This is a genomic window from Streptomyces fractus (genome assembly GCF_049844455.1).
Taxonomy (GTDB): domain Bacteria; phylum Actinomycetota; class Actinomycetes; order Streptomycetales; family Streptomycetaceae; genus Streptomyces; species Streptomyces fractus.
Map to the genome: position 1 here is coordinate 3,336,920 of NZ_JBMYHI010000002.1, position 26,140 is coordinate 3,363,059.

General features: G+C 71.4%; 24 protein-coding genes. 13 read left to right on the forward strand and 11 right to left on the reverse strand.

Annotation, left to right across the window (positions count from 1 at the left end; all coding sequences use genetic code 11):
* Positions 1-15 precede the first annotated feature (15 nt).
* Together ACP4E5_RS16805 and ACP4E5_RS16810 are read right to left on the reverse strand one after the other, a co-directional pair.
* Positions 16-1,434, reverse strand: a complete 1,419-nt coding sequence (locus ACP4E5_RS16805) for a sensor histidine kinase (RefSeq protein WP_425829481.1) — start codon at positions 1,432-1,434, stop codon at positions 16-18.
* Positions 1,431-2,099, reverse strand: coding sequence for a response regulator transcription factor (locus tag ACP4E5_RS16810; RefSeq protein ID WP_425829483.1), 669 nt, complete (start codon positions 2,097-2,099; stop codon positions 1,431-1,433). Before ACP4E5_RS16810 ends, ACP4E5_RS16805 begins: the two co-directional genes overlap by 4 nt.
* Positions 2,100-2,212: 113 nt before the next feature.
* On the opposite strand from ACP4E5_RS16810, the gene ACP4E5_RS16815 reads away from it, so the two are divergent.
* Positions 2,213-2,827 (forward strand): PepSY domain-containing protein, encoded by a 615-nt coding sequence (locus ACP4E5_RS16815; RefSeq protein WP_425829485.1) that lies wholly within the window; start codon positions 2,213-2,215, stop codon positions 2,825-2,827.
* A 103-nt stretch (positions 2,828-2,930) separates the two neighbouring features.
* On the opposite strand, the gene meaB is transcribed toward ACP4E5_RS16815, so the two are convergent.
* Positions 2,931-3,887 (reverse strand): methylmalonyl Co-A mutase-associated GTPase MeaB, encoded by a 957-nt coding sequence (gene meaB / locus ACP4E5_RS16820; RefSeq protein WP_425829487.1) that lies wholly within the window; start codon positions 3,885-3,887, stop codon positions 2,931-2,933.
* 49 nt (positions 3,888-3,936) lie between these two features.
* Positions 3,937-5,139: an acetyl-CoA C-acetyltransferase gene (locus ACP4E5_RS16825; RefSeq protein ID WP_425829489.1), complete on the reverse strand. Its 1,203-nt coding sequence runs from the start codon at positions 5,137-5,139 to the stop codon at positions 3,937-3,939.
* Between the two features lie 139 nt (positions 5,140-5,278).
* Between ACP4E5_RS16825 and mce the strand changes: the two genes are divergently transcribed.
* The 7 genes from mce (at position 5,279) to ACP4E5_RS16860 (ending at position 15,213) form a co-directional block, all read left to right on the forward strand.
* Positions 5,279-5,719, forward strand: a complete 441-nt coding sequence (gene mce, locus ACP4E5_RS16830) for a methylmalonyl-CoA epimerase (RefSeq protein ID WP_425829491.1) — start codon at positions 5,279-5,281, stop codon at positions 5,717-5,719.
* A gap of 242 nt (positions 5,720-5,961) precedes the next feature.
* Positions 5,962-9,948 carry a polarized growth protein Scy gene (gene scy / locus ACP4E5_RS16835; RefSeq protein ID WP_425829493.1) on the forward strand — a complete coding sequence of 1,329 codons (3,987 nt, stop codon included), beginning with the start codon at positions 5,962-5,964 and terminating at the stop codon, positions 9,946-9,948.
* Between the two features lie 192 nt (positions 9,949-10,140).
* Complete coding sequence (locus tag ACP4E5_RS16840) at positions 10,141-11,076, forward strand: coiled-coil domain-containing protein (RefSeq protein ID WP_425829495.1); 936 nt, start codon at positions 10,141-10,143, stop codon at positions 11,074-11,076.
* Positions 11,077-11,302: 226 nt separating this feature from the next.
* Positions 11,303-12,346: an ABC transporter ATP-binding protein gene (locus ACP4E5_RS16845; RefSeq protein WP_425829497.1), complete on the forward strand. Its 1,044-nt coding sequence runs from the start codon at positions 11,303-11,305 to the stop codon at positions 12,344-12,346.
* A gap of 1 nt (position 12,347) precedes the next feature.
* Positions 12,348-13,118, forward strand: coding sequence for an ABC transporter permease (locus ACP4E5_RS16850; protein ID WP_425829499.1), 771 nt, complete (start codon positions 12,348-12,350; stop codon positions 13,116-13,118).
* A 134-nt stretch (positions 13,119-13,252) separates the two neighbouring features.
* Positions 13,253-14,383: an ABC transporter ATP-binding protein gene (locus ACP4E5_RS16855; protein ID WP_425829501.1), complete on the forward strand. Its 1,131-nt coding sequence runs from the start codon at positions 13,253-13,255 to the stop codon at positions 14,381-14,383.
* Positions 14,380-15,213, forward strand: coding sequence for an ABC transporter permease (locus ACP4E5_RS16860; RefSeq protein WP_425829503.1), 834 nt, complete (start codon positions 14,380-14,382; stop codon positions 15,211-15,213). Before ACP4E5_RS16855 ends, ACP4E5_RS16860 begins: the two co-directional genes overlap by 4 nt.
* Positions 15,214-15,241: 28 nt before the next feature.
* Here ACP4E5_RS16860 and ACP4E5_RS16865 read toward each other — a convergent pair whose 3' ends face one another.
* Entirely contained in the window at positions 15,242-15,583 is a 342-nt protein-coding gene (locus ACP4E5_RS16865) for an ATP/GTP-binding protein (RefSeq protein ID WP_425829505.1), read from the reverse strand.
* Between the two features lie 211 nt (positions 15,584-15,794).
* Here ACP4E5_RS16865 and ACP4E5_RS16870 point away from each other — a divergent pair, with 211 nt between their 5' ends.
* Entirely contained in the window at positions 15,795-16,841 is a 1,047-nt protein-coding gene (locus tag ACP4E5_RS16870) for an LLM class flavin-dependent oxidoreductase (RefSeq protein WP_425829507.1), read from the forward strand.
* Between the two features lie 93 nt (positions 16,842-16,934).
* Here the strand turns inward: ACP4E5_RS16870 and ACP4E5_RS16875 are convergent, their stop codons facing one another.
* Positions 16,935-17,327: an SCO5389 family protein gene (locus ACP4E5_RS16875; RefSeq protein ID WP_425829509.1), complete on the reverse strand. Its 393-nt coding sequence runs from the start codon at positions 17,325-17,327 to the stop codon at positions 16,935-16,937.
* Positions 17,328-17,578: 251 nt separating this feature from the next.
* Here ACP4E5_RS16875 and nucS point away from each other — a divergent pair, with 251 nt between their 5' ends.
* Complete coding sequence (gene nucS, locus ACP4E5_RS16880) at positions 17,579-18,250, forward strand: endonuclease NucS (protein WP_425829511.1); 672 nt, start codon at positions 17,579-17,581, stop codon at positions 18,248-18,250.
* 71 nt (positions 18,251-18,321) lie between these two features.
* Here nucS and ACP4E5_RS16885 read toward each other — a convergent pair whose 3' ends face one another.
* The 4 genes from ACP4E5_RS16885 to ACP4E5_RS16900 form a co-directional block, all read right to left on the reverse strand.
* On the reverse strand, positions 18,322-20,799 hold the full coding sequence (locus ACP4E5_RS16885) for an ATP-binding protein (RefSeq protein WP_425829513.1): 2,478 nt from the start codon (positions 20,797-20,799) through the stop codon (positions 18,322-18,324).
* A 228-nt stretch (positions 20,800-21,027) separates the two neighbouring features.
* The gene (locus tag ACP4E5_RS16890; RefSeq protein ID WP_266714147.1) at positions 21,028-21,351 is read right to left on the reverse strand and encodes an STAS domain-containing protein; all 324 of its coding nucleotides are present in this window, start codon (positions 21,349-21,351) and stop codon (positions 21,028-21,030) included.
* 230 nt (positions 21,352-21,581) lie between these two features.
* On the reverse strand, positions 21,582-22,433 hold the full coding sequence (locus ACP4E5_RS16895) for a 3-hydroxyacyl-CoA dehydrogenase family protein (RefSeq protein WP_425829516.1): 852 nt from the start codon (positions 22,431-22,433) through the stop codon (positions 21,582-21,584).
* Between the two features lie 169 nt (positions 22,434-22,602).
* Entirely contained in the window at positions 22,603-23,241 is a 639-nt protein-coding gene (locus tag ACP4E5_RS16900; RefSeq protein WP_425829518.1) for a TetR/AcrR family transcriptional regulator, read from the reverse strand.
* Between the two features lie 82 nt (positions 23,242-23,323).
* On the opposite strand from ACP4E5_RS16900, the gene ACP4E5_RS16905 reads away from it, so the two are divergent.
* The 3 genes from ACP4E5_RS16905 (at position 23,324) to ACP4E5_RS16915 (ending at position 25,507) form a co-directional block, all read left to right on the forward strand.
* Positions 23,324-24,106, forward strand: coding sequence for an ABC transporter ATP-binding protein (locus ACP4E5_RS16905; RefSeq protein WP_425829520.1), 783 nt, complete (start codon positions 23,324-23,326; stop codon positions 24,104-24,106).
* Positions 24,107-24,111: 5 nt separating this feature from the next.
* A complete protein-coding gene (locus tag ACP4E5_RS16910) occupies positions 24,112-24,867 on the forward strand; it encodes an ABC transporter permease (protein ID WP_425829522.1) in 756 nt (251 codons plus the stop codon).
* 67 nt (positions 24,868-24,934) lie between these two features.
* Positions 24,935-25,507 (forward strand): cob(I)yrinic acid a,c-diamide adenosyltransferase, encoded by a 573-nt coding sequence (locus ACP4E5_RS16915; protein ID WP_425829524.1) that lies wholly within the window; start codon positions 24,935-24,937, stop codon positions 25,505-25,507.
* A 3-nt stretch (positions 25,508-25,510) separates the two neighbouring features.
* Here the strand turns inward: ACP4E5_RS16915 and ACP4E5_RS16920 are convergent, their stop codons facing one another.
* Positions 25,511-26,062 (reverse strand): hypothetical protein, encoded by a 552-nt coding sequence (locus ACP4E5_RS16920; protein ID WP_425829526.1) that lies wholly within the window; start codon positions 26,060-26,062, stop codon positions 25,511-25,513.
* Positions 26,063-26,140: the final 78 nt, after the last annotated feature.

Here is a 26,140-nt window from a genome sequence, read left to right on the forward strand (position 1 = left end):
CGCACCTCTGAGCCGCTAGCCGGCGGGCAGCGCGAGTTCGAAGAGCGCGCCGCCCTCCGGCGCGGACCGCACCGTGAGCGAGCCGCCGTGCCGCTCCGCCACGTCCCGGGCGATGGCGAGGCCGAGACCGGCCCCGCCGCCGTCCCGGGTGCGCGCGTCGTCGAGCCGTACGAACCGCTCGAAGATCCTCTCCCGCTCGCCCTCCGGCACCCCCTCTCCGTCGTCGGCGACCGTCAGCACCACCCGTCCGTCCTGCGCACGCACCGCCACCCGGACCCCGGCGCGGGCGTGCCGCTGCGCGTTGTCCACGAGGTTGGCGAGGACCCGCGCCAACTGGCCGCGGGAGCCGCTGACCTGAGGCACCGCACTCACCTCCACGGCGACGGGGACGCGGTCGCCCGTGCGCTGTGACAGCTCCTCGCGCACCAGGGCGCCGAGGTCGACCTCGGCGCCGCCGGGCCTCTCCCCCGCGTCGAGCCGGGCCAGCAGAAGCAGATCCGCCGCCAGTTCCTGGAGCCGCACCGTGTCCTCGACGGCCCCGTCCACATCGAGCAACTCCGGGTGGGCCGCGCCGACTTCGAGCTGGGTGCGCAGCGAGGCGATGGGGCTGCGCAGTTCGTGCGAGGCGTCGGCGACGAAGCGGCGCTGACGGTCCACGGAGGCCTCGAGCGCCGCGAGTGTCTCGTTCGTGGTGCCGGCGAGCCGGGCCACCTCGTCGTGGGTGTCCGGTTCCGGCACCCGCCTCCCCAGGTCCTGCGACGCCGTGATCGCGGCCATCTCGGCGCGGATGCCCTCCACGGGCCGCAGCGCGCGCCGGGTCACCAGGTACGTCACCCCGCCCACGATGACGAGCAGCACGGGAAAGCCGATCAGCATGGAGGTCAACGCCGTGCTGACCGCGCTCTGTTCGGCCTCGAGGGAGCCGCCCGCGTGGACGGTCAGATCCCCGTACGCGGTGTCCTCGACCTCGACGGAGGCGAAGCGGTAGCCGGCGCTGTCGCCGTCGATGGTGGCGCTGCCGTCGGTGTAGTCGGTGTGGTCGGAGACGCTGCCGTTCCGGTTGTCGTCGTCTCCCCCGTCGTCGTCGCCGTCGTCATCGGGGCGCGCCGCGGCGGGCTTCACGTCGCTCACGCCGGTGCCGGAGATCTTCTCCAGGTCCTCGGACGCGGCCAGCACCCTGCCGTCCTCGTCGACGACCTGGACCGGGTCCTCGTCGTCCAGGTCGAGCGCGTCGGGCGCGGTGCCGGTGGCCAGGGAGGTGGCGACGCGGCGGGCGGTGGAGTCGGCGTCGCCGCCCGCCTGATCGGTGAGGTTGCCGCGCAGCGAGAGCAGCACGGTGGCGCCGGCCGCGACCAGGGCGACCGCGACGACGAGGGTGGCGGCGAGGGCGGCGCGGGCCCGTACGGAGCTGAAGCGCCTCCTCGGCGCGCTCATCGGGGCACCTCGAACCGGTACCCGGCGCCGCGCACCGTGCGAATGAGGGAGGCGCCGAGCTTGCGGCGCAGCGCGCTGACGTACACCTCGACGATGTTCGGGTCCCCCTCGTACGCGAAGTCCCATACGTGGTCGAGGATCTCGCCCTTGGACACGACCTCACCGGCACGCGTCACGAGCTGCTCCAGGACCGCGAACTCCTTGGTGGTGAGCGCGACTTCGCCGTCCTCGGCGTGCGTGACACGGCGCGCGGCGGTGTCGACGGCGTAGGGCCCGACGGTGTGCACGGGGTTCGCGCCCGCGCTCCCGCGGCGCCGCAGCAGCGCCTTCACGCGCGCGACGAGGACGACGTACGAGAACGGCTTGGTCAGATAGTCGTCCGCGCCGGTGTCGAGCCCCTCGGCCTCGTCGTACTCGCCGTCCTTCGCGGTCAGCATCAGGATCGGCACGTCGTTGCCCGCGGCGCGCAGGGCGGCACACACGCGGTAGCCGTTCATGCCGGGCAGCATGATGTCGAGGACGACCAGGTCGTATGCCGCCTCGCTCGCCTGGTGCAGGCCCTCGAGGCCGTCGTGGACCACGTCGACGGCGTAGCCCTCGGCGGTGAGGCCCTTGGCCAGCGACAGGGCGAGCCGCTTCTCATCCTCGACGATCAACAAGCGCATGGGGGCAAGGGTGTCAGGTCGAACCTGAAGAACCCTTCAGGCTTCTTCAGCGGGGCTTCAGGGTCGTCCGGGCAGTGTGTTCCTCGTCGGAACACCACCACGGGAGGAACCCCATGAAGCGCCGTACCACTGTCATCTCCGCCATCGCCGCCGTCGCGCTGCTGGGCGGGGGCACGGCCACCGCGGTCGCGGTGTCCGACGACGACGGTTCGTCGAGCGCGACCAAGTCGTCCGTACGGGTCAAGGACGACGACGGCGTGAGCGACGCGCAGGAGGAGGCCAACGAGGCCAAGGGCGCCAAGGTGTCGGCGGAGGACGCCATCGCCGCCGCCCTGAAGCACACACCGGGTACGGCCGTCGGCGCCGACCTCGACTCCGACGACGGGCGCCTCGTCTGGGAGGTCGACGTGATCGGCTCCGGCGCCACGTGGCAGCACGTCGATGTCGACCCCGGCACGGGCAAGGTGCTCGGCTCCCACACCGAGCGCGACGACGACGACAGCGCGGCCCGAGTCGCGGCGGTCCTGAAGGACGCGTCGACGTCGGCCGAGGACGCCGCCAGGGCCGCGGCCCCGAAGGGCACGGTCACCTCCGTGGACGCCGACGACGACGGCGCGGTCAAGGTCTGGGAGGTCGAGACGACGTCACCGAACGGCGCGCAGCACGACTGGCATGTGGACCTCCGGTCGGGGGCGGTGACCGTGGATCACTCGTCGGACGATGACTGAGGTTCGGCCGGAATCGGCGTTGCGGTCGCGGGGCTCCGCCCCGGACCCCGCTGCTCAATCGCCGCAGGGGCTTGAAATGCCCACCCGCCGCAGGCGGCTTGGATCAGTGGCCCGTCAGGCCCGCCACCAGTTCGTCCGCCGCGCGGTACGGGTCGAGGTCGCCGGAGACGATGCGTTCGGCCAGGGTGCCCAGGCGGCGGTCGCCCGAAAGGTCGCCGATGCGTTCGCGCAGGGCTGTCACCGCGATCGTCTCGACCTCGCGGGCCGCGCGCGCCGCACGGCGCTCGGAGAGCACGTCGTGCTCCTCCATCCACGCCCGGTGCTTCTCCAGCGCCTCGACGACCTCGTCGACGCCCTCGCCGCGCGCGGCGACCGTCTTCACGATCGGGGGGCGCCAGTCGCCGGGGGCGCGGGACTCGCCGAGGCCGAGCATGTGGTTCAGCTCGCGGGCCGTGGCGTCGGCCCCGTCACGGTCCGCCTTGTTGACCACGTACACGTCGCCGATCTCCAGGATTCCGGCCTTGGCCGCCTGGATCCCGTCACCCATGCCGGGCGCGAGGAGCACCACCGACGTGTCCGCCTGGGAGGCGATCTCGACCTCGGACTGCCCGACGCCGACCGTCTCGACCAGGATCACGTCGCAGCCGGCGGCGTCGAGGACCCGGATCGCCTGTGGCGCGGCCCAGGCCAGGCCGCCCAGGTGGCCGCGCGTGGCCATGGAGCGGATGTAGACGCCTGGGTCGGACGCGTGCTCGGACATCCGGACCCGGTCGCCGAGGAGCGCGCCGCCGCTGAACGGCGACGACGGGTCGACGGCGAGCACGCCGACCCGCTTCCCGGCCCGCCGGTACGCGCTCACGAGCGCCGACGTGGACGTCGACTTGCCGACACCGGGCGAGCCGGTGAGCCCGACCACGTACGCGTTCCCGGTCAGCGGGGCCAGCGCGGCCATGACCTCGCGCAGCTGCGGGGACGCCCCCTCCACCAGCGAGATCAGCCGGGCCACCGCACGCGGCCTGCCCTCCCTCGCCTGCGCGACCAACGTGGGGACGTCCTGCATCACAGCTCCGTTCGCTCAAGCCACAGCCACAGCCACTGACAAAGGCGTGTTACGCCTTGGGTACCCGCACGACCAGCGCGTCACCCTGACCGCCGCCACCGCACAGGGCGGCCGCGCCGACGCCGCCGCCGCGCCGCTTCAGCTCCAGGGCGAGGTGCAGGACGATGCGGGCGCCGGACATGCCGATCGGGTGACCGAGGGCGATGGCCCCGCCGTTGACGTTCACCTTTTCCGAGGACACGCCGAGGTCCTTCATTGACTGCACGGCGACCGCCGCGAAGGCCTCGTTGATCTCGATGAGGTCGAGGTCCTCCGTGCCGATGCCCTCCTTCTTGAGGGCGTGCTGGATGGCGTTCGAGGGCTGCGACTGCAACGAGTTGTCCGGCCCCGCGACGTTACCGTGCGCGCCGATCTCGGCGATCCAGTCGAGGCCCAGCTCCTGCGCCTTCGCCTTGCTCATGACGACGACCGCCGCGGCCCCGTCCGAGATCTGCGAGGAGGTGCCGGCGGTGATCGTGCCGTCCTTGGCGAAGGCCGGGCGCAGCTTGCCGAGGGACTCCGCGGTGGTCTCCGCGCGGATGCCCTCGTCCTTGCTGAAGACGACCGGCTCGCCCTTGCGCTGCGGGATCTCGACGGGCGTGATCTCGGCCTCGAAGATGCCGTTCTTCTGCGCCGCGGCGGCCCGCTGGTGCGACAGGGCGGCCACCTCGTCCTGCTCGGGACGGGCGATGCCGAGGCGGGTGTTGTGCTTCTCCGTCGAGGCACCCATGGGGATGTTCTCGAAGGAGTCGGTGAGCCCGTCGTGCGCCATCGCGTCGAGCATCTCGACCGCGCCGTACTTGTAGCCCTCGCGGGACTTCGGCAGCAGGTGCGGGGCGTTCGTCATGGACTCCTGGCCACCGGCCACGACCACGTCGAATTCGCCGGCGCGAACGAGCTGGTCGGCCAGCGCGATGGCGTCGAGCCCGGACAGGCACACCTTGTTGATCGTGAGCGCCGGGACGTTCATCGGGATGCCCGCCTTGACCGCGGCCTGGCGCGCCGGGATCTGCCCCGCCCCGGCCTGCAGCACCTGGCCCATGATCACGTACTGCACCTGGTCGCCACCGATCCCCGCACGGTCGAGGGCGGCCTTGATCGCGAAGCCGCCGAGGTCGGCTCCGGAGAAGGACTTGAGCGAGCCGAGCAGGCGGCCCATGGGCGTTCGCGCGCCCGCGACGATCACTGAGGTGGTACCGGTCGTTCCTGACATGAGGCACGGCCCCTTGGAGGTGAGGAGTGAACGAGGGTTTACCTAGAAAGGTACTGACCGGTACGGCCCGCGTCATCGCCGCACGAGTGTGATCGCGCGCACGTTGCGTAACCGCCTCGAACCGCGCTGCACTTACAGCATGCTGACGCGAATCGACCACATCGGGATCGCCTGCTTCGACCTCGACAAGACCGTCGAGTTCTACCGGGCCACGTACGGCTTCGAGGTGTACCACTCCGAGGTCAACGAGGAGCAGGGCGTGCGCGAGGCCATGCTCAAGGTCAACGGGACGAGCGACGGGGGCGCCACCTATCTCCAGCTGCTCGAACCCACCCGCGACGACTCCGCCGTGGGCAAGTGGCTGGCCAAGAACGGCGAGGGTGTGCATCACATCGCCTTCGGCACGGCCGACGTCGACACCGACGCGAACGACATCAAGGACAAGGGCGTACGCGTCCTCTACGACGAGCCCCGGCGCGGCTCGATGGACTCGCGCATCACGTTCCTGCACCCCAAGGACTGCCACGGCGTACTCACCGAACTCGTCACCGCCGCACCGAAGGACTCGGCGGAGCACTGACCTCCACATAGCCGGGCCGGTAGGGTTGTGGGGCGGCTGCCGTCACCAACGGCGAGTCGTGGGCCGGGGTCCGGGTATCGGGGGACGAGGGTCGGGGCAAGTCGGGCAGCACACGGCGTCAGCCGAGCCGGTCCGACGGCACCGTCTGATTCGATCTGACACCATTCCCCGGGGGCCCCGTTCGCGAGACGGGCGGGGCTCGTAAGAAGAACTTGCGACCAGGGGACGGATGGGACCGCGCAGTGCGGGGCTATGAGAGCCAGGACGGCCGACGGCCGGCTGAGACCGACCATCTCTCGCGGTTCGAAGCCGAGATGGACCGGCTGAAGACCGATCGGGAGAAGGCCGTCCAGCACGCCGAGGACCTCGGCTACCAGGTGGAGGTGTTGCGCGCCAAGCTGCACGAGGCGCGCCGCAGCCTCGCGTCCCGGCCTGCCTACGACGGGTCGGACATCGGCTACCAGGCCGAGCAGCTCCTCCGTAACGCGCAGATCCAGGCCGACCAGCTGCGCGCCGACGCCGAGCGCGAGCTGCGCGACGCCCGCGCGCAGACCCAGCGGATCCTCCAGGAACACGCCGAGCAGCAGTCCCGGCTCCAGTCCGAGCTGCACACGGAGGCCGTCAACCGCCGCCAGCAGCTCGACCAGGAGCTCGCCGAGCGCCGCCGCACGGTCGAGACGCACGTCAACGAGAACGTGCAGTGGGCCGAGCAGCTGCGCGCCCGCACCGAGCAGCAGGCCCGCCGCCTCCTCGACGAGTCGCGCGCCGAGGCCGACCAGGCGCTCGCCGCCGCCCGCGCCGAGGCCGAGCGGGTCGCCGACCAGGCCCGCCGGCGCCTCACCTCCGAGGCCGAGGAGGCGCGCGCCGAGGCGCAGTCGATCCTGGCCCGCGCCCGGCAGGACGCCGAGCGCCTGCTGAACGCCGCGTCGACGCAGGCGCAGGAGGCCACCGACCACGCCGAGCAGCTGCGGACGTCGACGAGCGAGGAGTCCGAGCAGGCCCGCCGCCGGTCCGGCGAGCTGAGCCGCGCCGCCGAGCAGAAGATCGCCGAGGCGGACACCGCGCTGCGCGAGGCCCGCGCCGAGGCCGACAAGGTGCTCGCGGAGGCGAAGGAGGCCGCGGGCAAGCAGCTCGCGAGCGTCGAAGCGGCCAACGAGCAGCGCACCCGTACCGCGAAAGAGCAGGTGGCCCGTCTCGTCCAGGAGGCCACCAAGGACGCGGAGACCACGAAGTCGGAGGCCGAGCAGGTCGTCGCCGACGCGCGCGCCGAGGCCGAGAAGCTGATCGCCGACGCCAAGGAGAAGGCCCGTACGGTCACCGCCGAGGAGACCGCGGGCGAGCTCGCGAAGGCCGCCCGCACGGCGGAAGAAGTACTGAACAAGGCGTCCGAGGAAGCCAAGGCGACGACGAAGGCGGCGGCCGACGAGGCGGAGCGGTTGCGCGCCGACGCCGAGGCCGAGGCGGACCGGCTGCGCGCCGAGGCGCACGACCTGGCCACCGAGCTCAAGGGCGCGGCCAAGGACGACACCAAGGAGTACCGCGCCAAGACCGTCGAGCTCCAGGAGGAGGCGCGGCGGCTGCGCGGTGAGGCCGAGCAGCTGCGGGCCGAGGCCGTCGAGGAGGGCGAGCGGATCCGGGCCGAGGCCCGCCGCGAGGCCGTCCAGCAGATCGAGGAGTCGGCCAGCACCGCCGAGCAGCTGCTCTCCAAGGCGAAGGCGGACGCCGACGAACTGCGGACCGCCGCGACGACGGAGAGCGAGCGCGTCCGTACGGAGGCCATCGAGCGGGCCACGTCGCTGCGCAAGCAGGCCGAGGAGACCCTGGAGCGCACGCGCGCGGAGGCCGAGCGGTACCGCGCCGAGGCCGAGGAGCAGGCCGAGGCCACCCGCGCCGAGGCGGAGCGCGCGGCGCAGGCGCTCAAGGACGAGGCCGAGCAGGCGATGCGGGCCAAGCAGGAGGAGGCGGCCCGCGAGCTGACCCGCCTGCACACGGAGGCCGAGGAGCGCCTGACCGCGTCGGAGACGGCGCTGAACGAGGCACGGGAGCAGGGCGAGACGCTGCGCCGCGAGGCGGCCGACGAGGTCGAGCGGCTGCGTGCGGACGCCGCCGAGCGCGCCCGTACGGTGCAGGCGCAGGCCGAGACGGAGGCCGAGCGCCTTCGCACCGAGGCGGCGTCCGACGCCTCGACGACCCGCTCCGAGGCGGAGAACGCCGCCGTACGACTGCGGTCCGAGGCCGCCGCGGAGGCCGAGCGGCTCAAGACGGAGGCGCAGGAGTCCGCCGACCGGACCCGCGCCGAGGCGCGGACCGCCGCCGAGCGGATCGCCGAGGAGGCCGCGGAGACGCTGGCCGCCGCCCAGGAGGAGGCGGCGCGGCGCCGCCGCGAGGCCGAGGAGACGCTCGCCGGCGCGCGCGAGGAGGCCGAGCAGGAGCGCTCGCGGGCCCGCGAGCAGAGCGAGGAACTGCTCGCCGTGGCGCGCGCCCGCGTCGACGAGGCGCAGGCCGAGGCCGTACGTCTGGTCGAGGAGGCGGACCAGCGGGCGACCGAGATGGTCTCCACCGCCGAGCAGACGGCTCAGCAGGTGCGCGACTCCGTGGCCGGGCTTCACGAGCAGGCCCAGGAGGAGATCACCGGGCTGCGGTCCGCCGCCGAGCACGCCGCGGAGCGCACGCGCACGGAGGCACAGGAGGAGGCCGACCGGGTCCGCTCCGACGCCTACGCGGAGCGCGAGCGCGCCAGCGAGGACGCGAACCGGCTCCGTTCCGACGCGACCGCCGAGGCGGAGGCCGCCAAGGCGATGGCGGAGCGCACCGTTTCCGAGGCCTTCACCGAGGCGGAGCGGCTGCGCACGGACGCCTCCGAGCACGCCCAGCAGGTCCGCACGGAGGCCTCCGACCTGCGTGCGGCGGCCGACCAGGACGCCTCGCGCACTCGCGCGGACGCCCGCGAGGACGCCAACCGGATCCGCTCCGACGCGGCCGAGCAGGCGGACACGCTGATCACCGAGGCGACCGCCGAGGCCGAGCGCCTGACGACGGAGACCAACGCGGAGGCGGAGCGGGTCCGCTCCGAGTCCACCGCGAAGGCCGAGAAGCTCGTCGGCGACGCGAGCACCGAGGCCGAGCGGCTGCGCGCCGAATCGACGGCCGCCGCCGAGCAGTTGACCAACGAGACGCGGGCCGAGGCCGAGCGCGTACGGACCGAGTCCGTGGCCAAGGCCGAGAAGCTGATCTCGGACGCGTCCGGCGACGCGGAGCGGCTGCGCGCCGAGGCCGCCGAGACGGTCACGTCCGCGCAGCAGCACGCCGAGCGGATCCGTACGGAGGCCGAGCGCGTCAAGGCGGACGCGGCGGCGGAGGCGGAGAGCATCACGACGGCCGCGCGCGAGGAGGCCGAGCGCACCCTGGACGAGGCCCGCAAGGACGCCAACAAGCGGCGCACGGAGGCCGCGGAGCAGGTCGACAAGCTCATCACGGAGTCCGCGACCGAGGCCGACAAGCTGACCCGCGAGGCGCAGGAGGCGGCGCAGAAGACGACCGCCGACGCCGAGTCGCAGGCCGACACGATGGTCGGCGCGGCCCGCACGGAGGCCGAGCGCCTGGTCGCGGAGTCGACCGTCGAGGGCAACTCGATCGTGGAGAAGGCCCGTACGGACGCGGACGAGCTGCTCGTCGGCGCCCGCAGGGACGCGACGCAGATCAGGGAGCGCGCCGAGGAGCTGCGCGACCGGATCACGGCCGAGATCGAGGAACTGCACGAGCGCGCGCGCCGCGAGTCCGCCGAGGCCATGAAGAGCGCCGGCGAGCGCTGCGACGCCTTGGTCAAGGCCGCGGAGGAGCAGCTCTCCGAGGCACAGGCAAAGGCCAAGGAGCTGCTGAACGACGCGAATTCGGAGGCCGGCAGCGTCCGGATCGCGGCCGTGAAGAAGGCCGAAGGACTCCTCAAGGAAGCCGAGCAGAAGAAGGCCGAGCTGTCCCGCGAGGCGGACAAGATCAAGGCGGACGCCGAACAGGAGGCGACCGCCATGATCGAAAAGGGTCAGCGGGACCTCGACGTGCTGGTCAGGCGCCGTGAGGACATCAATGCCGAGATCTCCCGTGTCCAGGACGTGCTGGAGGCGTTGGAGAGTTTTGAGGCTCCGTCCGGCGGGGGAGGCAAGGACGGGGGCGTCAAGGCGGGGGCTGCGGCGGGGGCCACACGTTCGGGTGGCAAGGGCTCGGAGGGCTAGCCTTTCGGCCAACTACCGTGCTCGCCAAGGACCTTTGGCCCTGTTCTGGCAAGCACTCCGTCCTTACGCCACTCAAAAGGGGTGACATTCTAGAGCTGAAGGCTGATCAATCCGACATCTGCCCGATGACACGCCGCTACGCCCCCTAGGATTCCCCCTATCACCTCACCGGTCTCATTCGACAGGAACCCCATGAGCGACACTTCCCCCTACGGCTTCGAGCTTGTGCGGCGTGGGTACGACCGCGCTCAGGTGGACGAACGGATCTCCAAGCTCGTCTCCGACCGTGACAGTGCTCTTGCCCGTATCACTGCTCTGGAAAAGCGCATCGAGGAACTCCACCTCGAGACGCAGAACGCCCAGGCGCAGGTGAACGACGCGGAGCCGTCGTACGCCGGCCTCGGCGCGCGCGTCGAGAAGATCCTCCGCCTCGCCGAGGAGGAGGCCAAGGACCTGCGCGAAGAGGCCCGCAGGGCGGCCGAGCAGCACCGGGAGCTCGCCGAGTCCGCGGCCCAGCAGGTGCGCAACGACGCGGAGTCGTTCGCCGCCGAGCGCAAGTCGAAGGCCGAGGACGAGGGCGTTCGGATCGTCGAGAAGGCCAAGGGCGAGGCCACCGCGCTGCGCACCGAGGCGCAGAAGGACGCGCAGTCCAAGCGCGAGGAGGCGGACGCCCTCTTCGAGGAGACGCGTGCCAAGGCCGCTCAGGCCGCCGCCGACTTCGAGACGAACCTGGCCAAGCGCCGCGAGCAGTCGGAGCGCGACCTGGCCTCGCGTCAGGCCAAGGCCGAGAAGCGCCTCGCCGAGATCGAGCACCGCGCCGAGCAGCTCCGCCTGGAGGCCGAGAAGCTCCGCACGGACGCGGAGCGGCGTGCCCGCCAGACGGTGGAGACGGCCCAGCGCCAGGCCGAGGACATCGTCGCGGACGCGAACGCCAAGGCGGACCGCATCCGCAGCGAGTCCGAGCGCGAGCTGGCGGCCCTCACCAACCGCCGCGACTCGATCAACGCGCAGCTGACGAACGTCCGCGAGATGCTGGCCACGCTCACCGGCGCGGCGGTCGCTGCCGCGGGTGCCCCGGAGGCGGAGGAGCCCATCTCCCGCGGAGTGCCGGCGCAGCAGTCCCGTTAGTTCTTCGGCGCCGGCGGGGCAATCAAGCCCCTGCGGCGATTGAGCAGCGGGGTCCGGGGCGGAGCCCCGAGTCATGCACCCTTCGCCGGGGCTGAGGCCGCGGGGCTCTGCCCCGGACCCCGCGCCTCAATCGCCGGCGGGGCTTGATGGACGCCGACGAGGCTTGATATTGCCCCCGGTCACACTTAAGTGGCCGGGGGCTTTGTCACGTTCTAGCGTGGGCCGCATGATCGAGCTCTCGGGGCTGACCAAGCGCTACGGCGAGAAGACGGCCGTGGACGACCTCACCTTCTCCGTCCGGCCAGGAATCGTCACCGGCTTCCTCGGCCCGAACGGCGCGGGCAAGTCCACCACGATGCGGATGATGCTCGGCCTCGACAACCCGACCGCCGGCGACGTCCGGATCGACGGCAAGCACTACGCCCAGCTGAAGGACCCGCTGCGCTACATCGGCGCGCTGCTCGACGCGAAGGCGATGCACGGCGGCCGCAGCGCCTACAACCACCTCCTGTGCCTGGCGCAGTCCAATGGCATCCCCAGGAGCCGCGTCCACGAGGTGCTCGACACCGTCGGCCTCACGGCCGTGTCCCGCAAGAAGGCGAAGGGCTTCTCGCTCGGCATGGGCCAGCGCCTCGGCATCGCCGGCGCGCTGCTCGGCGACCCGCAGATCCTGATGTTCGACGAGCCGGTCAACGGGCTCGACCCCGAGGGCATCCACTGGATCCGCAACCTGATGAAATCCCTCGCGACCGCCGGCCGTACGGTCTTCGTCTCCTCCCACCTGATGAGCGAGATGGCGCTCACCGCCGACCACCTGGTGGTCATCGGACAGGGACGCCTGCTTGCCGACATGTCGATGCCGGACTTCATCCGGCAGAACTCGCGCTCCTACGTCCGGCTGCGCTCGCCCCAGCACGAGCGCCTGCTCGACGTGCTGCACCGGGCCGGCATCACTGTCGTGGAGTCCGGCGGCGCCCTCGAAGTGGACGGCCACCCTGCCGAGGAGCTCGGCGAGCTCGCCGCGCGGAACCAGCTCGTCCTGCACGAGCTGAGCCCGCAGCAGGCTTCCCTGGAAGAGGCGTTCATGCAACTGACGGCGGAGTCGGTGGAGTACCACGCGCACACGGACGCACCGGAACAGGGAAACCCACAAGGCCCGCAGGCCCCGCAAGACCCGCAGACTCCCCCCAACCCGCAGACCCCACAGAACCCGCAGCAGTCCGCCTGGGGTTCGAGCTGGGATCAAGCGAACCGAGAGAAGGGCGCCTGAGATGGCCGCGGCCCAGGTCCTCCGCTCCGAGTGGACCAAGATCAAATCGGTGAACTCGACGGCCCTCACGCTCGGTCTCGCGGTGATCGTCTCCGTCGGCCTCGGCATGCTGATCAGCGCGCTCACCAGCAACGAGTTCGACAAGATGTCGACCGGCGACAAGCTGACCTTCGACCCGACCTTCATCTCCTTCTCCGGCCTCACCCTCGGCCAGCTCGCGATGCTGGTCTTCGGGGTCCTGGTGGTCGCGAGCGAGTACAGCACGGGCATGATCCGCACCTCGCTCGCGGCGGTCCCGCAGCGCGGCACGTTCCTCTTCTCCAAGGTTCTGGTCGCCGCGCTGCTCGCCCTCGTCGTCGCGCTGGTCACCAGCTTCGCGTCGTTCTTCCTCGGCCAGCTGATGCTCGGCGACCACAGCACGGACCTGGGCGCCCCGAACGTGCTGCGCGCGGTGTTCGGCGCCGCCGTCTACATGACGCTGATGACGATGTTCTCCATGGGCGTCGCGGCGATGCTCCGCTCCCCCATGCTCTCGCTCGGCATCCTGATGCCGTTCTTCTTCCTGGTCTCACCGATCCTCGGCAGCGTCTCGGCCACGAAGAAGGTCGCCCAGTACTTCCCCGACCAGGCGGGCCTGAAGATCATGCAGGTGGTGGACCCGCCCAGCGACGACGCGCCGTACGGGCCGTGGGGCGGGCTCGCGATCCTACTGGTGTGGGTGGCGGTGGCACTGATCGTCGGATACGCGCTGCTGAAGAAGCGGGACGCGTAGGCACCACACGGACCAGTCCGACCCTTTACGCACTCTTGGCCGGAACCGTCAGCTCGCGTATACCCTCCTAACTCTTACGGGGGGCGTGTGCCCCGACGTCCTGAACTCTCAGAACCTTCCGATGGGTGCGGAGAATGATCGAGGCAGTCGGCCTGACGAAGCGCTACGGCGCGAAGACAGCCGTGTACAACCTTTCCTTCCAGGTACGGCCGGGGACCGTGACCGGATTCCTCGGGCCGAACGGTTCGGGCAAGTCCACGACGATGCGCATGATCCTCGGCCTCGACCAGCCGACCGCCGGCCATGTGACCATCGGCGGATATCCGTACAACAGGCTGCCGAACGCGCCGCGCCAGGTCGGCGCGCTGCTCGACGCGAAGGCCGTGCACGGCGGCAGGACCGCCCGGAGCCATCTGCTGAGCCTGGCCCAGCTCTCCGGCATCCCGGCCCGCCGGGTCGACGAGGTGCTCGGCGTCGTCGGGCTCCAGGACGTCGCGAAGCGGCGTTCCAAGGGGTTCTCGCTCGGCATGGGGCAGCGGCTCGGCATCGCCGCCGCGCTCCTCGGCGACCCGCAGGTGCTGCTCTTCGACGAGCCGGTCAACGGGCTGGACCCCGAGGGCATCCTCTGGGTCAGGAACCTGATGAAGCAGCTCGCCTCCGAGGGGCGCACGGTCTTCGTCTCCTCGCACCTGATGAGCGAGATGGCGCTCACGGCCGAGCACCTGATCGTGATCGGGCGCGGACAGCTGCTCGCCGACATGAGCGTGCGGGACTTCATCGCGCACAACTCGGCCGGCTTCGCGCGGGTGCGCACCCCCGACAGCGAGCCGCAGCAGCGCGAGAAGCTGACGGCCGCGCTGACCGAGGCGGGCGGCCAGGTGATGCCCGAGCAGGACGGCGGGCTCCGGGTCACGGGCCTGCCGCTGCCGCGCATCAGCGATCTGGCGCACGGCGCGGACGTACGGCTGTGGGAGCTGTCTCCGCACCAGGCCTCGCTGGAAGAGGCGTACATGCGGATGACGCAGGGCGCCGTCGACTTCCGCTCGACCGCCGACCAGCGCGCCGGCCTGCACGAGCCGCTGCCGCCCGGCGCGATGCCGCCCGCCCAGATGCCCGTGCCCGGCCAGGGCCAGCCCGGCTGGTACGCCCCGCCACCGCCCCAGGCACCGATGCAGCCCCCGGTCCAGCCGCCCGTCATTGACCAGAATCCGTACGCGGCCCCGATGCCCCCGACCGCCCCGCCGATGGACAAGGACGCCCGATGAGCACGCCGCCCCCGCCCCTCGCCGCACCCGGTGCCTCGTACGCCTCGCCCATCCCGATCCGCAAGGCGCACCTCGGCGACGCGCTCGCGTCGGAGTGGACGAAGATCCGTTCCGTGCGCTCCACGATGTGGACGCTGGGCGTGATGATCGTGCTGATGGTCGGACTCGGTCTGGCCTCGGCGGCCGTGGTCGCCGCCGACGACAACTCGTCGCCCAGCAGCGACCAGGTGCTCAGCCTCGGCTTCTTCGGCACACTGCTCGGCACCATCTGCGTGATGACCCTCGGCGTCCTCACCATCGCCTCCGAGTACGGCACCGGCATGATCCGTACGACGATGACGGCCTGCTCCAGCCGGAGCCGGGTGCTCGCCGCCAAGGCGATCGTCTTCTTCCTGCTCGTCACGGTGCTGACGACCGTGTTCGCCGCGCTCGTCGGCGCGCTCCAGGTGGGCATCGTGGGCGCGGGCTCCCCGGCGGGCGGCACGTGGGCGAAGTCGACGCTCGGCGTCGGCCTGTTCGTCGCGCTGCTGGGCCTGCTCGGCCTCGCCGTCGGCACCCTCGTACGGCACTCGGCGGGCGCGATCACCATCATGGTCGGCGTCGTGCTGCTGCCACTCGTCATGGCGATCTTCATGTTCGCGGAGTCGCTCAAGGACCTGCAGCAGGCGCTCCTTGAGTACTCGGTCCCCAGCCAGCTCGCCGTGCTCTACGACAACTCGGTGACCGCGGGCTCGGGCCCGACCGGCTGGCAGCCGCTGTGGATCATGGCGGGGATCACCGCGGTGGCGCTCGGCGGCGCGTTCCTCTCGCTCAACAACCGCGACGTATAGACGTATAAGGGCCTCAGGCCCGGCGGCCTCAGTACCTCGGCGCGTTCCTGGACCGCTGCACCTTCGTGGTGCGGCGGTCCTTCGCGTTCCAGCACGCCTTGTGCCAGTGCCGCCGGTCGTCCACTCCCCCGTACTCCGGCCAGGCCACGACATGGGCGACCCCGGAGGGGATCTGCTGGTCGCAGCCGGGGCAGCGGTACGTCTTTCCGGCCGCGCTCGCGCCCGCCACATGGCGCAGGCTCCACTGCTCGCCCTGCCAGCTCTCCGTGGACTGGAACCCGCCGTAGCGCCTCGCTTCGTCCCCGCCCCTGGTGGACTCGCTGTTGCTGAACGATCCGCCTGCCTTCGGGCGGTTGCGGCGCGGGGACACGTCTCACCTCGGGATGTGTGAACGGAGCGGGAGGTCGTATCAAGCCTACGCCGAAGGCCGGGAGGTACTCGCGGACCGTGCTGCGGGGGTCTCGTCAAGACTTGCCGGAAAATCCGCCAATCTTCTTGGGAGGCCGTGTCCTTGGCACTTGCCAACCGTTATTGCCTTCAGGGGGAGTGCCCGCGTCGGCGCCAAGAGAGGCAGGAGTGCGATGCGTGTAGGGACGTTTGTACTGGCGGCCCAGTTTCCGGGCCAGGGGCAGGGAGAGGCCCTGCACCGCGCGGTGCGGTCCGCGGAGGTCGCCGAAGAGGCGGGGCTCGACTCGGTGTGGCTCGCCGAGCACCACTTCGTGCCGTACGGGACCTGTCCCTCGGCCGTCACACTGGCCGCGCTGCTGCTCGGCCGCACGAACACACTCCGGGTCGGCACGGCGGTCAGCGTGCTGCCCACCGCGCACCCGGTCGCCCTCGGCGAGCAGGCGGCATTGCTGCACGTCACGTCCGGCGGCCGGTTCTCGCTCGGCGTCGGCAGGGGCGGGCCCTGGGTGGACCTGGAGGTCTTCGGGGCGGGCCTCGAGGCGTACGAGAAGGGGTTCCCGGAATCCCTCGACCTGCTCCTCAAGTGGCTCCGGGACGAGCGCGTCGGGGGCTCCGGGGAGCGCTTCGCCTTCCGCGAGGTCCCGGTCGTGCCGCGCCCGACCGAGGCGATCGGCGGGGCCGTCGGCGACGCGGGCCAGGAAGGGCCGGAAGTGATCGTCGCCTGTACGTCGCCGAAGAGCGTGCGGCTCGCCGCCGAGCGGGGTCTGCCGATGCTGCTCGGCATGCACATCGGGGACGAGGAGAAGGCCGAGATGGTCGGCCTGTGGCGGCGCCGCGCGCGCGAGTCCGGCCGCTCGGTCGAGGAGGTCTACGCGGCGGCGCACGTGTCCGGCGGTGTCGCCCAGATCGGTGACACCGAGTCGGAGGCCGCGGAGACACTCCTGAAGGCGATGCCCGGCTGGCTGAAGCAGGGGCTCGACGCCCATGTGACGGTCGACGGCAGGGCGCGGGCGATGCGCGACCCGTACGCGTACACGGAGCTGCTCTGTTCCCTGCACCCGGTGGGCACGCCGCAGTTGTGCGCGGACCGCCTCGCGGCCACCTCGGAGCGGACGGGGATCACCCGGTTCGCGCTGCTCGTCGAGGGTTCGGGGGATCTCACGGCGACGGAGGAGAACGTCCGGCGCCTGGGGGCCGAGGTCTTGCCACAACTCGACTGACGCCGTGGGGACTTCACCCCGGCACCCGCCGGCCCGTACAGATGCACCTCCCGCGTACGGGCCGACAGGCAAAGGCTGTTCCGCCCTCAGCCCTCAGCAGTCACGCAGTTCCGGTGACTGGTTGAGGAGCTGGTTGCGAGCCGAGGTGAAGCGGGCGAGCGTCTCGTCCACCGCCGGGTCCTGCGGGAACACCGCGACCCGGTGGCAGTTCTGGAACGCGAGGCGGACACCGAAGTGCCGCTGCAGCGCCCCACGTATGGCGTCACTCGCGAGCGCACGCAGAAGCTGTCCGCGCGCCTGCTCGTCCGGGGGCGGCGTCTGGTTGTCGGCGAACGCTCCGCCGTCGACCTTCAGCTGAGCCACCAGGGAGCTGATCATCTCCCATGCGTAAGGCAGGGAGGTCCGGACGCAGTCGACGAAGTCCTTCTCGTCAACCTCGCCTCGCTCGGCCTGTTCCAACAGTGCCGGTGAGACGTCGAGCGACATGGGTTCTCCTCTCGCACCCCCGGGGAGCGGGGGTTGACGGACAGGGCAGAAGCCTCGGCACGCACGGCCCGTGGAACACGCAGCGTGCACGCGCCGCGACCTCCTGTCTTCTACGGTAGGCAACGTGTCCGAACGGCAACAGGGCGTAGGAGTATTCGTTCGTACACAACCGGCCAATGGTGAACGCGTGCTTACCGTGCTTACTAGGGCGAAGTGCGTGGAGCCGTGGGGTTCGAGTAGCGTTGCCGACCATGCGTCTCGTCATCGCCCGTTGCTCCGTGGATTACGCGGGCCGGCTCACCGCCCACCTCCCGTCGGCACCCCGCCTCATCCTCGTGAAGGCGGACGGCAGTGTCTCGATCCATGCGGACGACCGCGCCTACAAGCCCCTCAACTGGATGTCGCCGCCGTGCACCCTGAAGGAGGGCACCGGGGACGACGAGGGCAAGTGGACCGTCGTCAACAAGGCGGGTGAGAAGCTCATCATCACGATGGAGGAGATCCTCCACGACTCCTCGCACGAGCTCGGTGTGGACCCCGGCCTCATCAAGGACGGCGTCGAGGCCCACCTCCAGGAGCTGCTCGCCGACCGCATCGACACGCTCGGCGACGGCTACACGCTCATTCGCCGCGAGTACATGACGGCGATCGGCCCGGTCGACATCCTGTGCCGGGACGCCGACGGACAGACCGTGGCCGTCGAGATCAAGCGCCGTGGCGAGATCGACGGTGTCGAGCAACTCACGCGCTACCTGGAGCTGTTGAACCGGGATCCGCACCTTGCCCCAGTGCGGGGTGTCTTCGCGGCGCAGGAGATCAAGCCGCAGGCGCGGGTGCTTGCGACGGACCGGGGGATCGGTTGCGCCGTGCTGGACTATGACGCGCTGCGAGGCATCGAGGACGACAAGCTGCGCCTCTTCTGAGCGTCGCGCGGGTCCGGGGTTGACGTCTCGGGGCTCTGCCCCGGTCCCCGCGCCTCAATCGCCGCCGGGGCTCAGATGGTCGGAGTGCCCGGCGTTGTCGTGATGGGGCCGCTCGCCGTGGTCGGGGTCGTTGGCCCGGTCGTCGGCGGTGTCGTCGGAGGAGTTGTCGGTGGCGTCGTCGGCGGGGTGGTCGGCGGCTTCGTCGGGGGTGAAGTGGGCGGCTTCGTCGGGGTCTTGGTCGGCGGCTTGGTCGGGGACTTCGTGGGCGACTTGCTCGGCGACTTCGTCGGGTCGTCCGGGGTCTTCGAGCCGCTCGGCGAGCCGGAGGGCCCGTCGCTCGCCCCGCTCGACGGGGTCGGGTCGTCCGCCGTCCCGAGGACGCCGTCCTTGCCCGGGTCGGTCGGCGCCGCGCTCGTCGTGCCGTCGTCACCGCCGCCGCCCGCCTTGTCGGCGCCCAGGTCCCCGCCGTTCTCCCCCGCCGTCGCCGACGGTTTCGTGTCGACCCTGTCCGACGGCGGGTCGTCGTTGCCCGACGTGGCGCCGAGCGTGACGACCGTGCCGAGCACCGCCGCGAGCAGCGCGCCCGCGCCCGCCGCCACCATGTTGCGCCGGGCTCCGCCGACCACCGATTTGCGCGAGGGCGCCTTGGCGCCGACGACGGTCGGGGCGGGCGCCACGGGCGGTGCGGGCGGTGTGGGCAGGGCGGCCTGACGGGTCAGCAGCGTGTCGGGCTCGCTCGGCGCCTCGGACCGTGCGTACGCGGGGACTCCGCCGGGCGGCGAGGCCGACTCCTCGGACATCGCGTCCGGGACCTCCTCCCCCGCCGCCGTACGCCCACCGGTCAGCGCGCCGCCCGAGCGGTCGGCGACCAGGGCGAGGGCCCGGCGCCCGGCGATCGTGCCGTGCTTGTCGGCGACGGCGCCGCGCAGCGCGATGGATGCCTCCAGCTCGACGCGCGCCCGGTCGAGCTGCCCGCCGAGGAGCGCGAGGATGCCCAACTCGTGGTGGAAGTACGCCTCTTCAGCGACCTGTCCCGTGGCGCGCGCGGCTTCGAGGCCGGACCTGAGGGCGCGCTCCCACGCGCTCCAGGCGAGCCCGGCGGCGAACGCGGGCGCGGCCGCGCGGGCCAGCTCCACGGACGCCTCCGGGTCCGTCGTCGCCGCGAGGGCCGCGAGCACCGCGTCGGACTCGGCGGCCGCCCGCTCGGGCGCCACGGACGGGTGCGCGGCCCACCAGGCGTAGTGCTGGGCGGCGGTGCGCCCGCGTGCGGCGGAGTCGGCCGCGTAGCCCGCGGCCTCCAGCTGCTGCCGTACGCCGGCCGCGAGGCGGTAGCGGCCGCCGACCGGGGTGACGAGGGCGCCGGCGACGAGTTCGGCGAGGGCCGCGTCGGCGTGCGTGTCACCGACGATGGCCGGCAGATGCGCCTGGTGCGGGATCTCGCCGCCGAGCGCGACCGCGAACTCCAGCGTGGCGCGCGCGGACGCGCCGAGCCGGGACGCGAGCAGCGCGGCGGGCGCCGCGGCCTCGGCGAGCCCGGGCAGCGGCACGTCGTGCCCGTCGGCGTCGAAGGGCGCGTCGACCGGTGCCGCGTCGGGGCCCTCGTAGTACCCGAACGCGTCGAACGCCTCGGGGTCGGTGCGGAGTTGGTCGCGCTGCCGGAGCAGGGCGCCCGCCTGGACGAACCGGAGCGGCAGGCCCTCGGACTCGAACCAGAGGTCGGCGGCCCACTGCGCCTCCTCGTCGGTGAGCACCCGGCCGACGGCCCGCTCCAGGAGCTCCTGTCCGCCGCCGCGGCCGAGCCCGGCGAGGAAGACCTCCTCGACGTGCGAGTCGGCGGACGGCGCCGGCACGTCGGGCGTCGCGGACAGCAGGAAGGCGCACTCGGGCGTCGCTTCGAGGAGTTCGTCGAGCGCGGCGCCGCCGAACTCGAGGTCGTCGAGGACGACGACGGCGCCGATCTCGTGGACGAGTTCGAGCAGCAGCGCGCGGTCGGGGCGGTGCAGCGGCGCCTTGTGGACCGCGCCGAACAGCTCGTACAGCAGGTCCTCGACGGAGCGCCGGTGGCCGCAGAGGCGGACGACGCCGTCGGGCGCGATGTCGGCGCAGTCCTCGGTGATCTGGTCGAGCAGCGCCGTGCGCCCGGATCCGCGGGGCCCTGTGAGCCGTACGGAGCGGCCGCGCGCCAGGAGCCGCACCAGGCGCTCCCGCTCCTCCTGCCGCTCCAGGAGCGGCAGTTGGGGCTGGGCGGGGCCGGGCGGCAGCGGTGGCCGGGCGGCGCGGGCGAGCGCCGCACGCTCCGTGGCGTCGTACTTGGCGGGCCGGTCCGGGCGCTCACCGGGCGGGCAGGGTTCGATCTCGCTGCCGTCGACGGGATTGACGGTCAGCAGGTGGTCGCCCGAGGCGAGTCGCACGGTGCGGGCGAGCGCGGGTGACGCCTGGGCGTAGTCGGGCGACGGGTCGCGGGGCGGGCGCGGGCGCGCCCCGCCGGTCCCCGTCCCGTCGTGCCGTTCCTGGCTGAAATCTTCCGGTCCCCGGTTCGTCGGGTCCATCGTCAAAGCCCCCCATAAGCGTGGTGTGCCGCTTGCCCCTCCCGGCCTGTGCGCACCGCGCTGTCGCTTCGCTCAGTATCTACGACGCCAGGAGGTACCGCGTCGCCCGAGACGTCACAGTCTCGTGAGGATTGGCGGCGATTCCCACCGGAATGACTGGTTCACGCCTTCCGGGGGCATGGCTTCCGGTTCGGCCGCGCAACTCCCGGCCGCGCGCGGCCTTCCGCCTCAGACGCGCGGCAGGGACTCGACGCCGATGCCGCCTTCGATGGCCAGGATCCGGTGCAGTCTGGTGGCGACGAGCAGGCGCTGCATCTGGGGCGGCACGCGGCGCAGCACGAGCCGGCGTCCGCAGCGGCCCGCGCGGCGGTGGGCGCCCATGATGACACCGAGCCCCGTCGCGTCCCAGGAGTCGAGTTCGGACAGGTCGAGCACCAGGTCGCCGATTCCGTCGTCGACGGCGGTGTGCAGGACCGAACGGGCGTCCGCCGCGCTGCGGACGTCGAGGCGGCCCCCGACGACCAGCTCGACGTGGTCGCCCCTGATGTACATATGCGCTCCCCGTGGGAAATACAGAAGTGCTCGGCGTGGTCGGAGTACGCGACTGCTTCTGAGCCGGTACTCAGCTGTTCATGTGATCCAGGTGATCTGGGTGATCTGGGTGATCCGGGTGATCTGGGTATGTCACTGCAACTGACGGGCCGCGGGGGCCGAAAGTTGCCGTCTGTAAGCGAACCGATACCGAATTCACCCCGAGGGGTGACATGGCATCAGCTGTGCGATCAAGCGTGCTTGTAGAAGCCCTGCCCGCTCTTGCGGCCGATGTCACCGGCGTCCACCATCCGGCGCATCAGCTCCGGCGGCGCGAACTTCTCGTCCTGCGACTCGGTGTAGATGTTCTCGGTCGCGTGCAGCAGGATGTCGACGCCCGTCAGGTCCGCGGTGGCGAGCGGCCCCATCGCGTGCCCGAAGCCCAGCTTGCAGGCGACGTCGATGTCCTCGGCGGTGGCGACCCCCGACTCGTACAGCTTCGCGGCCTCGACGACGAGGGCGGAGATGAGACGGGTCGTCACGAAGCCGGCGACGTCCCGGTTCACCACGATGCAGGTCTTGCCGACGGACTCGGCGAACTCCCGCGCGGTGGCGAGTGTTTCGTCGCTCGTCTTGTAGCCGCGCACCAGCTCGCACAGCCGCATCATCGGCACGGGCGAGAAGAAGTGCGCGCCGACGACGCGCTCCGGGTGCGCGGTCGCCGCCGCGATCTTGGTGATCGGGATGGCCGAGGTGTTCGAGGCGAGCACGGTGTCGTCCCGCACGATCTTGTCGAGCGCGCGGAAGATCTCGTGCTTCACCTCGAGCTTCTCGAAGACGGCCTCGACGACGACGTCCGCGTCGGCCGCCGCGTCCAGGTCGGTGGTCGCGGTGATGCGGCCGAGCGCCGCCTCGGCGGCCTCGGCGTCCATCTTCCCCTTGCCCACGAACTTGTCGTACGAGGCCTTGATGCCGTCGGTGCCGCGCGTGAGCGCTTCGTCGGTGACGTCGCGCAACACGACGTCCCAGCCCGCCTGGGCGGAGACCTGAGCGATGCCCGACCCCATGAGGCCGGCTCCGATGACGGCGAGCTTCCCTGCCACGTACGTCCCCTAACCGCGTGTCCCGCGCGACCGCTTAACCGCTGTTTACGTTGTTCTCCGGCGGACACTAGCGCCCGTGAGCGGCCGTGTGACCGCTAAGAGATGCGCGTCACGTCTCGAATGACGGACATCACACTGGTCCGGCGCAGTGATCGATCATTCATGGTCATCAGGCGTCACGGACGGCGTAGTTGAGCACCTTCTCGCTCAGAAGTTCCTCCATCTCGTCGAGCACGTCGAGCATCTGACGGGAGACCTCGGCGGGGCTGCCGCCCTCGACCATCCGGCGCCCGATGCCCGCCATCACCGTCTGGTGGACCCAGCCGATCTGACCCGCGATCAGGTCCGGCAGCGGGTCGTCCCCCGCGGCGCCGGTCTCCTCGCGCAGCGTCTCCACGAGGTTGTCGTGGACCTCCTGCTGGATGGCCCACAGCCGGGAGCGCAGGGCGGGTGCGGCGTGCACGACGCGCATGAACTCGCTGTAGCCGTCCATGAGTCCGACGCGCGGCGAGACCGACTCGATCTCCTCACGCAGTTCGCGCAGCACGGCGGCGGCCGCGGACTCCCCCGCGTCTCGGGCGCGCACCCATCTCGACATGCGGTCGACGACGCCCTTGGACCGGTCGAGGAACAGGTCCTCCTTCGCCGGGAAGTAGTTGTAGACGGTGTTCACGGAGACGTTCGCCGCGTCCGCGATCTCCGCGACGGTCACCGCGTCGAAGCCGCGCTCCAGGAACAGCCCGGTCGCCACGTCCGAGATGTACTGCCTGGTCTGCCGCTTCTTCCGCTCCCTGAGCCCTTCTGCCATGCGCCGATTCTACGGGTTTGCTGGCCTCGCTGAAATTTTGGGGACGTTGCAAAATTTCAGCGACTCTGTTTTTCTGGCTCGTATGGCAGTCATCAGCGCGTCCGGGCTCGCCCGGACCTTCACCACCAAGAACGGCCCCGTCGAGGCGGTCCGCTCCATCGACCTGCGCGTCGAGCCGGGCGAGATCCTCGGCTTCCTCGGCCCGAACGGCGCGGGCAAGACCACGACTCTGCGGATGCTCGCCACGTTGCTCGCGCCCACCGGCGGCGCGGCCACCGTCGCGGGACACGACCTGGCGAGCGACCCCGCGGGGGTGCGACGCTCGGTCGGCTACGTCGCCCAGTCCGGCGGCGTCGACCCGAACGTCTCCGTGCGCGAGGAACTGGTCACGCAGGGCCGCCTCTACCGCCTCCCGAAGCCCCGGGCCGCCGCGCGCGCCGAGGAGTTGGCGGCGGATCTCGGCCTCACGGGCCTCATGGAGCGCAGAACCGCCGCGCTCTCCGGCGGGCAGCGGCGCCGCCTCGACATCGCGATGGGGCTCGTTCACCACCCCAAGGTGCTCTTCCTCGACGAGCCGACGACAGGGCTCGACCCCGGCAGCCGCGCCGACCTGTGGGACCTGGTCCGCAGGCTGCGCGCGGAGCACGGCACGACCGTCTTCCTGACCACGCACTACCTCGACGAGGCGGACGCGCTCGCGGACCGGATCGTCGTCGTGGACAAGGGAGTCGTGGCCGCCGAGGGCACGCCCAGCGCACTCAAGCTGGCGCACGGCGGGTCGATCGACGCGACGCTCCAGGACACCTTCCTGGCGATCACCGGGCGCGGTCCCGCACCCGTGGACACGACCCCGGTGGCGGTGTGAGCACGATGAGAACCTTGGCTTCCGACACCGCGATCATCTTCGGGCGCTACGCCCGCCAGACCCTCTCCTCCCGGTTCCAGATGCTCTTCGGCATCCTCATGCCGCTGCTGTACCTGCTGTTCTTCGGTCCGCTGCTGACCGGCCTCCCGCTGGGTTCCAGCGGCAGCTCCTGGCAGGTGCTCGTGCCCGGCCTGCTGCTTCAACTCAGCCTGTTCGGCGCCGCGTTCTGCGGTTTCGGCATCATCCTCGAGAAGAACACCGGAGTGGTCCAGCGCATGCAGGTCACGCCCGTCAGCCGGCTCGCGCTGCTGCTCGGCCGCGTGCTGCGCGACACCGCGCTGTTCGCCTTCCAGGCCGTACTGCTCGTGCTCACCGCGCTCGCGATGGGCCTGCGGGCACCGCTCGCGGGCATCCTGATCGGCTTCGCCTTCGTGGCGCTCCTGACGGTGTCGCTGGCGTCCCTGTCGTACGCGCTCGCCTTCAAGGCCCGTACGCCGCAGGAGTTCGGGCCCGTCATCAACGCCGTCACCATGCCGTCGATGCTGCTCTCGGGCCTGATGCTGCCGATGGCCCTCGCACCCGGCTGGCTGGACGCGCTCTCGCACGTGATGCCGCTGCGCTACCTCGTGGACGCGATGCGGGACGCGTACGTCGGCCACTACGCGACGGCGAACATGCTGTACGGGGTGCTGGTCGCGCTCGCCTTCGCGGCGCTCGCCGTGACGGTCGGCACACGCGGCTTCCGGCGGGCCAGACAATAGGGGCAGCCCGCAGGGCTTCGTTCAAGGGCGGCGGTGGGTGACGGGCGGGACTAATTAGGGTGGTCGCATGGTCAATCTGACGCGCATCTACACCCGTACCGGAGACAAGGGCAGCACCGCCCTCGGCGACATGAGCCGCACCGCCAAGACCGATCCGCGGATCTCGGCGTACGCGGACGCCAACGAGGCCAACGCCGTCATCGGCACGGCGATCGCCCTCGGCGGCCTCGAGGAGGAGGTGGTGAAGGTGCTGGTGCGCGTGCAGAACGACCTGTTCGACGTCGGCGCGGACCTCTCCACCCCCGTCGTCGAGAACCCCGAGTTCCCGCCGCTGCGTGTCGAGCAGTTCTACGTCGACAAGCTGGAGGCGGACTGCGACCACTTCAACGAGCAGTTGGAGAAGCTCCGCTCCTTCATCCTGCCGGGCGGCACCGCCGGCGCGGCCCTCCTGCACCAGGCCTGCACCGTCGCGCGGCGCGCGGAGCGGTCGACGTGGGCGGCGATGGAGGTCCACGGCGAGACGATGAACCCGCTCACCGCGACCTACCTGAACCGCCTCTCCGACCTCCTGTTCATCTTGGCCCGCATCGCGAACAAGGAGGTCGGGGACGTGCTGTGGGTGCCGGGCGGCGAGCGTTAGGGCCTATCCCTTGTTCGTCGTCACGGCCGGGGCCCTCTTCGGGAACACCGTGTAGCTCAGCGCGATGATCACGTTGATCGCGATCAGGAAGAGCATGCGCTGCTGCCACTGCGTGAGCGAATCGGTGGCCCCGTCGGGACCCACGTACCAGATCGCCGCCTGCAACAGGCCCATCGCGATGACGGCGGCGAGGATCCAGCGCGCGGCCAGCTTCCACTCGTGGATCGCGCGCGCCACCCCGTACTTGGGCGTCGACGGGGGCGGGCCGCCCGCGAAGCGGTGGGCGACGCGGACGTCGACCCACTTGACCGTGTAGTGGCCGAGGGCGACGGAGTAGCCGATGTAGACGGCGGCGAGGCCGTGCTTCCAGTCCGGCTCGGCGCCGTTCTTCAGGTCGATGGCCGTGACGACGAGCAGCAGCACTTCGAGGAGCGGCTCGCACAGCAGCACGGCGACGCTCGCGCGCGGCATCTTCGCCCAGTAGCGCAGGACGAGGCCTGCGGCGAGGAGCACCCAGAAGGCGACCTCGCAGATGACGATCAGCGTGACGATCACGGTGGACTCCTCTCGTTCCCCACTTCCAGGCTCCCTGCCGGGGGCCGCGTGATCGTCGTCGTACATGACGAAGTGGGA

Bases quoted from the DNA above. Each gene is read 5' to 3' on its own strand.
- ACP4E5_RS16870 (WP_425829507.1), top strand. From the start codon at position 15,795: ATGCGTGTAGGGACGTTTGTACTGGCGGCCCAGTTTCCGGGCCAGGGG.
- ACP4E5_RS16890 (WP_266714147.1), bottom strand. From the start codon at position 21,351: ATGTACATCAGGGGCGACCACGTCGAGCTGGTCGTCGGGGGCCGCCTC.
- ACP4E5_RS16815 (WP_425829485.1), top strand. From the start codon at position 2,213: ATGAAGCGCCGTACCACTGTCATCTCCGCCATCGCCGCCGTCGCGCTG.
- ACP4E5_RS16860 (WP_425829503.1), top strand. From the start codon at position 14,380: ATGAGCACGCCGCCCCCGCCCCTCGCCGCACCCGGTGCCTCGTACGCC.
- ACP4E5_RS16910 (WP_425829522.1), top strand. From the start codon at position 24,112: ATGAGAACCTTGGCTTCCGACACCGCGATCATCTTCGGGCGCTACGCC.
- ACP4E5_RS16915 (WP_425829524.1), top strand. From the start codon at position 24,935: ATGGTCAATCTGACGCGCATCTACACCCGTACCGGAGACAAGGGCAGC.
- ACP4E5_RS16825 (WP_425829489.1), bottom strand. From the start codon at position 5,139: ATGTCAGGAACGACCGGTACCACCTCAGTGATCGTCGCGGGCGCGCGA.
- ACP4E5_RS16805 (WP_425829481.1), bottom strand. From the start codon at position 1,434: ATGAGCGCGCCGAGGAGGCGCTTCAGCTCCGTACGGGCCCGCGCCGCC.
- ACP4E5_RS16905 (WP_425829520.1), top strand. From the start codon at position 23,324: ATGGCAGTCATCAGCGCGTCCGGGCTCGCCCGGACCTTCACCACCAAG.
- ACP4E5_RS16900 (WP_425829518.1), bottom strand. From the start codon at position 23,241: ATGGCAGAAGGGCTCAGGGAGCGGAAGAAGCGGCAGACCAGGCAGTAC.
- ACP4E5_RS16845 (WP_425829497.1), top strand. From the start codon at position 11,303: ATGATCGAGCTCTCGGGGCTGACCAAGCGCTACGGCGAGAAGACGGCC.
- ACP4E5_RS16810 (WP_425829483.1), bottom strand. From the start codon at position 2,099: ATGCGCTTGTTGATCGTCGAGGATGAGAAGCGGCTCGCCCTGTCGCTG.
- meaB (WP_425829487.1), bottom strand. From the start codon at position 3,887: ATGCAGGACGTCCCCACGTTGGTCGCGCAGGCGAGGGAGGGCAGGCCG.
- ACP4E5_RS16885 (WP_425829513.1), bottom strand. From the start codon at position 20,799: ATGGACCCGACGAACCGGGGACCGGAAGATTTCAGCCAGGAACGGCAC.
- ACP4E5_RS16855 (WP_425829501.1), top strand. From the start codon at position 13,253: ATGATCGAGGCAGTCGGCCTGACGAAGCGCTACGGCGCGAAGACAGCC.
- mce (WP_425829491.1), top strand. From the start codon at position 5,279: ATGCTGACGCGAATCGACCACATCGGGATCGCCTGCTTCGACCTCGAC.
- ACP4E5_RS16875 (WP_425829509.1), bottom strand. From the start codon at position 17,327: ATGTCGCTCGACGTCTCACCGGCACTGTTGGAACAGGCCGAGCGAGGC.
- ACP4E5_RS16840 (WP_425829495.1), top strand. From the start codon at position 10,141: ATGAGCGACACTTCCCCCTACGGCTTCGAGCTTGTGCGGCGTGGGTAC.
- nucS (WP_425829511.1), top strand. From the start codon at position 17,579: ATGCGTCTCGTCATCGCCCGTTGCTCCGTGGATTACGCGGGCCGGCTC.
- ACP4E5_RS16850 (WP_425829499.1), top strand. From the start codon at position 12,348: ATGGCCGCGGCCCAGGTCCTCCGCTCCGAGTGGACCAAGATCAAATCG.